This is a genomic window from Phyllobacterium sp. (assembly GCF_037994425.1).
Classification (GTDB): domain Bacteria; phylum Pseudomonadota; class Alphaproteobacteria; order Rhizobiales; family Rhizobiaceae; genus Phyllobacterium.
The window spans coordinates 1-1,173 of record NZ_JBBNAM010000050.1 but is presented as its reverse complement, the minus strand read 5'-3'; the positions used below and the strand labels follow the sequence as shown (position 1 = coordinate 1,173).

At 61.0% G+C, this 1,173-nt stretch carries 1 pseudogene; it reads right to left on the bottom strand.

Annotated features, from left to right (window positions below):
• Positions 1-80 precede the first annotated feature (80 nt).
• Positions 81-1,173 (bottom strand): annotated as a pseudogene (locus AAAB35_RS03160) (TIGR03808 family TAT-translocated repetitive protein); the annotation flags it as partial.

The window sequence follows — 1,173 nt, the reverse complement described above, 5'->3', positions numbered from 1 at the left end:
GGCTGGGCGCAGGGTAGGAGCCGAAGCGTCGCAGCGGAAGCCGCCAAGCCTTATGAATCGATGAAAGCTTTTGATGCTTTTCAGGAGATGCGGTTGCGCTCGACCGTCAGCTGCGCAAAGCGCGAGGAGCCTGTAGTCGCCAGTTCGCCCGACAGCTTCCTGTCCCATTCGAAACCGAGGATGGCACCACCGGGCGTTTCCTGACACACGTTGTCGGTGATGATGGCCGCACCTGCACCTTCCGCCACCGAGACCGCACAGCCGATCGGGGCCTTGCGGATGATATTTCCGGTCACGACGAGGTTGCGGAGATAGGGTCCCCAGCCGAGCTGCATGCCCCAGCGTGGCGCACCTTCGATGATGTTGCCGGAGACCAGTGTATCCGCCTCGGCAGCAATGCCGATGCCGAAGCCGACCTCGTGCTCGTAGGGACCCTTGAGCGTCAGGTTACGCACGACGTTGCCGGTAACGCTCGCCAGCCTGCCGCCCTGGTCGAAATTGGCGATCGAGATGCCGTTCGCCGCACCGTCCACCATGTTGTTGGACACGACAGCGCCCACAAACTCGAACTCGACATAAACAGCGGTCTCGCCCGAACGCTGGCATTGGTTGCCTGTGATCTGGATATCCGAGGCCGAATTGGCGCGGATGGCGGTAAATGCGCAGTCCGACACGTGATTGTTTGCGACCATGACGTTGTCAGCGCGGAAGATATTGATGCCGTTGCCGTTTTGGCGGTGCCGCCGTCATTGGCCTTGATCCGGTAGATGCGGTTGCCGTTGACGACGCTGTTATCAGCCGCCTTCGTCCAGCGATGCACGAGAATACCGCCATTGCCGCAGTCGAAGACCTCGTTGCCGGTGATCGAAAGCGCGTCGGATTCGACGGCGTAGATGCCGGATTGGCCTGCACCCGATATGCGGCTGCCCGTAATCCGGCCGCCGCATCGCTCCAGTCGAACGGCATGTTTGCGGCTGGCGGCGATCTCGCAATTGTCGATGATTACCTCGGCGACGCCGGTGAATTGCAGCAGCCCGCCGGCATCATCACCGAGCGAACGATTCTGCCCGTCGATGATGATGTTCGAGAGTTCGATGTTCTTGACCTTCTCAGCGCTGAAGAGGTTGCCACCGCCGGTGTAGACGATGCGCGATACGCCGGGAACGCCGGTAA